Below are 6,406 nucleotides of genomic sequence, written 5' to 3' on the forward strand. Positions count from 1 at the left end.
CAATAAAAATATCCAATGGAAGTTTAATTAAATACGGCGTCCCCCGAAGGAGGTGCGATGGCCAAGCAGTTCCGCGGCAAGCGCCTCATCGTTGTCCTCCCTGCGCACGCCTTCCAGGCGCGGCGACAGCAGCTCGTGGATGGGCAGCACTGCTGCACCCAACAGGGAGCAGTCCTCCTCGCGCAGGGAAATCATGATGCGTGGCAGCTCCGGGTCAGGGCGGCCACGTACCGAGCGGTGCAGGGGCTGGGCCAGGTCAACCAGGCGCTGGACCAGCTTCTGCGGCGCCGAGCCACCGATGACGATGGTCTGCGGGTCGAGCATGTTCTCGATCATGCAGATGGCATCGCGCAGGCGCTGGGCGGCCTGTTGGCACCATTGCTGCAGGGCTTGGTCGTCCGCATCGTCCAGGCGATCGAGCAGGTCCGGCGTGCGGATCTGTCCGTCGTCGAGGCCCAGCGCTTCGGCCAGTGAGTGCAGCGACAGATAGCGCTCCAGGCAGCCCTGGTTGCCGCAATAGCAGGGCGTGCCGCCAGGGACGACCGGCACATGGCCGATTTCGGTGGCGTTGCCGTCGGCACCCCGGTAGGTATTGCGGCCCACGATCAGCGAGCCGCCCAGGCCGACGCTGAGGTGCAGGTAGAAGAAGTTGTCCAGGTGCCTGGCCACGCCGTAAAGGGTTTCGCCCAGCGCGCCAGCGACGCTGTCGACACTGTGAAACAAGGGAAGGCCGGCGGCTTCCTGCAACTGGTCGAGGATGGACAGGTCCTTCCAGCCTTCCAGTGCAGTGGGGCCGACAAAGCTCAGCTCGGTATCACCCAGCGGGCCCGGCAGGGCCACGCCGATGCCCCACAGCCGCGCGTTGGCTTGCCGGCGCAGTTTGGCCACCAGTTCCAGTAGGCCGGCCAACAGCTGCGAGCGATCACAGCCTTGCAGCTGCACCTCGCAGCGCGCTTCGATCTGGCCCAGCAGGTTCACCAGTGCGCCGGTGGCGCGGCCTGGTTCCAGGCTGATGCCGATGGACTGGCCGGCGTCGGGATTGATCTCGAAGGCAATCGGCGGCTGGCCGCGGGTTTTGAGGTCCTTCTGCCGGCGCGAGACGATCAGGCCGATCGACTCCAGCTCATTGGTGATGTTGGCCACCGTCTGCGGGCTGAGCGAAACCTTTTCCTGGATGTCCTTGCGCGAGGCCGCGCCGTGCTGGCGGATGAAATCCAGCACGAGACGGCGGTTGTAGGGGGCGCTGGATTGCTGGGTGGCGCCGCGGCCAATGTTCATAGGCGTTGAAACCGATTGAGCGTAGGGGAGGGGGTATCTGTATTATTCATACATCCACGTGAAGTATTTATTGACGGCGCGTGACGGTATGGCTAAGTTTCGATCCCTAGTCTATCTGGAACCGTGCCGATGACCTCTTTGCCGCACTCCCGCAGGACCGGAGTTCAAGTAGTGGCCGCGCTGACGCTGGCGTTGTCGAGTCTGCTGCACGCACCGCTCGCCATCTCGGCTGCGTCCCCGACGCCAACGACCACCGTGTCGGTGAGCCTTCCTGCCGAGCCACTGCTGGTGCAGATCAACCAGGTAGCGCTGGAACGGCAAGGCCCCAAGCGGGCGATTGTTGAATATGCGGGCGAGGCCGGAGAGGGCAGCTACTCCGTGCTGCGCGATGGCAAGCCGGTGCAGACCGGTAATCTCCAACCGCTGCAGCCGTTCGCCGAGTGGAGTCCGGGCAAGCGCTATTTCAGCGTGGATTTTTCGGATGTCGAGCAAAGCGGGCAATACCAGGTAGACGTGCGCATCGGCAAGCAGCATGCGGTGTCGGCACCTGTGCCGGTGCGCGACAACGCTGTCTTCGCCACGGCCGGCGCACAACTGCTGGGTTACTTCCAGCGCAGCCGTCACACCGATGACGCGGACCGCGATCTGCGCATCTTCCAGGCCTCGCGCAAGGTGAATGTCTGGGGTGGTTGGCAGGATGCAGGCGGCGACAAGGGCAAGTATCTGTCGCACCTGGGCTACGCGAATTACTTCAATCCGCAGCAGGCCTCGATGGCGGCCTGGGTGCTGGCGTACGGCGCGCATGCACGCAAGCCGCTGTTTGCCGCGCAGGGCCTGCAGAAGCAAGTGGAGGATGAAGCGTTCTGGGGCGCGGATTATCTGCATCGCACCCTGGATGCGGACGGCTACTTCTACACCACGGTGTTCGACCAGTGGGGCACGCCGGGCGTGGAGCGCATGGTCACCGGTTACGAAGGCGCGGCCGGAACCTTCACCACCTTGTACCGCTCGGCATTCCGCGCGGGCGGCGGCATGGCGATTGCCGCGCTGGCGCGAGCCTCGATGCTGGCCAGGCAGACCGGACGTCATGGTGAGTTCGACGGGGCGAGTTATCTTGCCGATGCGCAGCGTGCCTATGAGCACCTGCGCCAGTTCAACCCGCAGTACTGTGCCGACGGAAAGGAAAACATCATTGACGACTACACCGCACTGATGGCGTTGGTGGAGCTGCACAACGCCACCGGTGAACAGCGCTATCTTGACGATGCGCGCACGCGTGCTGCGAGCTTGATGGCGAGGCAGCAGGCGGACGGCGGTTTCATCAGTGATGGCGGTAGCCGCCCTTACTACCATGCAGCCGAAGCGGGCCTGCCGGTCATCAGCCTGTCGGCCTATGTCGATATCGAAACCGATCAGACGCGTCGCGAGCGCGCCCTGGGTGCCATCGGGTCGGCACTCAAACACGAGCTGGCCATCACCCAATCCGTTGCCAATCCCTATGGCTACGCGCGCCAGCGCTTCCAGCTGACGCAGGATGGAAAGGCTGCAGGCGAGGTGCTGGAAGGATTCTTCATTCCGCATCGCAATGAAACCGGCTACTGGTGGCAGGGCGAAAGCGCGCGACTGGCGTCGCTCAGTGCGGCCATGGTCATCGGCGGGCGCAAGCTGGCCGCGAACGGCAAGGCGGGATATGGCTTGACTGCCGACCAGGCCGGCTATGCGCAGAGCCAGATCGACTGGACCCTGGGCCGCAACCCTTACGGTATCTCCATGCTTTACGGCTTTGGTCAGAAGAATCCGCCCACCGTGCTGGAAAGTGCGGGTGAGATGTTCAACGGCGGCATCTCCAACGGCATCACCGGTGCTCCGGGTAGCGATACCGGTGCCGGCATCAGCTTTGCGCCCGGCCCGGATTCAGAACAATGGCGCTGGGTGGAGCAGTGGATTCCACATACCACCTGGATGCTGTTTGCGGTCGTGGCGATGAGTGAGGATTGAGACAAAACTGGGCGGGCATACGGCGCTCGACTGGAGGTTCGGCCTTGCAACTCTGCGGGCAGTGCCCGCACCGCGGCTGAAAATTTTTCAAATTGCTTTGCTTTCTCAGTCGCCGGCCGGGCCCTACGCGCATAGGGTGGCTGCTTAGGTGTTAACTACCAATCTAAGCGCATCGTTTCCCGACGTCATCGGTCCTGTAGCGTGAGTGCGGAACACGGAGACTGTTTCGACCAAATGGTTCGCTTGATCCTCCATCGAACGCGCAGCGGCGGTAGCTTCTTCCACGAGAGCGGCATTCTGCTGAGTGGTTTCGTCCATCTGCATTACCGTCTGATTAACTTGTTCGATCCCAGAGCTCTGTTCCTGGGACGCGGAGCTGATCTCGGCCATGATGTCGGTAACTTGCTGCACTGAGCTGACAATTTCCCCCATGGTTGCGCCGGCCTTTTGCACTAGAGCCGCACCTTCTGACACCTTTTCAACGGAGTTTTCAATCAAGCCCTTGATCTCCTTTGCAGCGCCAGCCGAACGTTGAGCTAGTGTGCGTACTTCTGAAGCAACCACGGCAAAGCCGCGGCCTTGTTCACCAGCCCGCGCCGCTTCCACTGCAGCATTGAGTGCAAGGATGTTGGTCTGGAAGGCAATGCCGTCGATGACACTAATGATGTCTGCGATTTTTCTTGAAGAAGTTTCGATGTCACCCATGGTGATCACGACTTGCCCAACGACCTGTCCACCCTGGGAGGCAACACCGGCAGCGCCTTGGGCAAGTTGGTTCGCTCGACGGGCGTGTTCCGCATTCTGACGCACAGTGGAAGTCAGCTCTTCCATCGAGGCTGCCGTTTCTTCCAGATTCGCTGCCTGTTGTTCGGTGCGGCGGGACAAGTCATTGTTGCCGGTAGCAATCTCGTTGGCGGCAAGGTTGATCGCTGAGGCGGAGTGCTGGATGCGTCCAACGATGCTGGTCAGCTGGCTCACCGTTGCGTCGGCATCATCCTGCATGCGTGCGAACACGCCGTGGAATTCACCGTGCATGCGCACGGTGAGATCGCCGCGTGCAATGGCTTGCAGCAGGTTGGAGACCTCCGAGAGATTGCCATCGGTGGTGTCCATTAGGTGATTCAGGCTCACGACCATCTCGCGGAAGTCGTGTTGATAGCTATCTACCTCGCCACGCTGAGTGAAGTCCCCCTGCGCAGCAGCGGTAGCAAGGCGCTTGATCTCACCATTGATGGCACACAAACTGACTTTGACCGCATCTACTGCATCGGTCAGCACCTTTTTTTCGCCGGGCAACCGTTCAATATCGACATTGAGGTCGCCCAGCGAGTAGCGTTTGATAACATCCAGAGCGGAGACGATCAGACGCAGGTGCGAGGCCACCAGTGCGTTGTTTTCCTTAACCATCACGCCGTAGTCGCCAGGAAAGATGGTTTCGTCCATGCGATAGCTGATAGTGCCGGCTTCATGCTGCTGTGCCATCTCGCGTTGCGCTGCGATCACGGCCTGTAGCTGCGTTTGCATGCGTTGCATTGAGGACAACAACGCGCCCATTTCGTCGTCGCGCTGGATACGGATCCTATTGTCCAGCTTGCCGGCGGCGATATCGTCCGAGACACGTACAGCCTCGCCAAGCGGGGTGAAAACAAAGCGGCGCAACAGGATGTACAAGGCTCCGCAAAGCAGTAACGCAGCTATCAGGCCGACTGCGGCGATGGTCCACAACAGTGCTCGCGCCTGTTCCATCAATAGTGCACGTGGGACGACAATGCCGAAAGCGAATGTCGGGCCGGTATCGCCGATCTTCAGAGGGACATAGGTCTCCACCACCTCCTGATCGAGTGCTGCATCGTGGCGCTGCTCGAAAGCGATGTTGCCTTTACTGATTTGCGCGAGAATGGCGCGGGTTTCGGCATCGTCGGCCTTGCTCCCAACCCGGGCTGGATCTCGGTCAGCGATAATGGTGCCGGCCGGCGAAAGCAGGCGAACGTAACCCTGCTGCATCGGATGCATTTGCGAGAGCCGCTCCTGCAGGGACTGCAGAGCAAAATCTACCGTGGTCACCCCAAGGAATCGATCATTCTCGATGATCGGCATAGCCAAGGTGGTCATCAATACCTTTTTACCGCCGATCTCGTAGCTATAAGGCTCCAATACGGCAGGTTTAAGTGTCGAACGCGGCTGCAGATACCAATCACCGTTGCCCGGGACTTCGTAATCGCGCAGGGCTTCCTGTACCGGTTGGCCATCCTGCCAGGCCCAGTAACTCATGAAACGGCCGGTCTCATCATGACCCTCAGCATTGGTGAATTCTGCATCCTTCTCATCGAATGCGTCCGCTTCCCAAAGAGTTCCCACGCCTATCCATTGCGAATTGGCCTGCAGTTGCTGCTGGATCATGCGCGAAGCGCTTTGACGGGTAAGTGCACCGTCCTGGCGCAGACTCAGGAAGTTGCCGGCCAGGATCTGATCTGACTCGAAGCCGCGACCGAGTTCGGCCGAAATGCGTTGTGCCTCGAGGTTAGCCATATTCTCCAGCGTTGCACGCGAAGAAGACATCAGAGCATCGCTGCTGAGCAGGTAGATGAATAGCGCGGTCAGGCCGAAGGCGAATGTTGCAACCAAAGCAGTCCCCAGCATGAGGCGCATAGCGATGCTGCGGGTGAGGGAACGTCGAAGAGAAGACATTGCTGCTACCGGCTGGGATGGAGGAATGGGTTGATCCATCAGTACATCGGCAGAAGCTGGTGAGGCTTGAGCGGAAAGCCGCAGCGATACCTCCTATGGGGATGGTATGGAGGCTTTCAGGGTGCCGGGGGTGTCCGTTGCTCTGGAGAGAGAGGCTACTCCGGACCGCTGAAGAAACGACTCCCCGCGTCTGTCACTTTGAATCGCCCAGGCTTTTGTAGACACTCTTCAGCCGTTTAGTGCGTACTGCCGTTCAAACTCTATCGGGGACAGGCCGCCATTGGAACCGTGTCGCCGTGTCGGGTTGTAAAACATCTCGATGTACTGGAAGACATCGGCGCGTGCCTCGTCGTGATTGCTGTAGATCCGCCGCTTAATACGTTCGCGTTTCAACAGCTGGAAGAAGCTCTCCATTGCTGCGTTGTCGTGGCAATTTCCTCGC

4 protein-coding genes are annotated in these 6,406 nt (G+C 60.4%); 1 reads left to right on the forward strand and 3 read right to left on the reverse strand.

Annotation, left to right across the window (positions count from 1 at the left end):
- Window positions 1-27: 27 nt before the first annotated feature.
- Window positions 28-1,278, reverse strand: coding sequence for an ROK family transcriptional regulator (locus ABB26_RS02585; protein ID WP_057632000.1), 1,251 nt, complete (start codon window positions 1,276-1,278; stop codon window positions 28-30).
- Between the two features lie 171 nt (window positions 1,279-1,449).
- Here ABB26_RS02585 and ABB26_RS02590 point away from each other — a divergent pair, with 171 nt between their 5' ends.
- The gene (locus ABB26_RS02590; protein WP_057632001.1) at window positions 1,450-3,276 is read left to right on the forward strand and encodes a glycoside hydrolase family 9 protein; all 1,827 of its coding nucleotides are present in this window, start codon (window positions 1,450-1,452) and stop codon (window positions 3,274-3,276) included.
- A 144-nt stretch (window positions 3,277-3,420) separates the two neighbouring features.
- Here the strand turns inward: ABB26_RS02590 and ABB26_RS19515 are convergent, their stop codons facing one another.
- Window positions 3,421-5,964: a methyl-accepting chemotaxis protein gene (locus ABB26_RS19515; RefSeq protein WP_057632002.1), complete on the reverse strand. Its 2,544-nt coding sequence runs from the start codon at window positions 5,962-5,964 to the stop codon at window positions 3,421-3,423.
- Window positions 5,965-6,192: 228 nt separating this feature from the next.
- The coding region (locus ABB26_RS02600) for an IS3 family transposase (protein WP_152982513.1) at window positions 6,193-6,406 on the reverse strand (214 nt) is incomplete at its 5' end.

This window comes from Stenotrophomonas humi (assembly GCF_001431415.1).
Classification (GTDB): domain Bacteria; phylum Pseudomonadota; class Gammaproteobacteria; order Xanthomonadales; family Xanthomonadaceae; genus Stenotrophomonas; species Stenotrophomonas humi.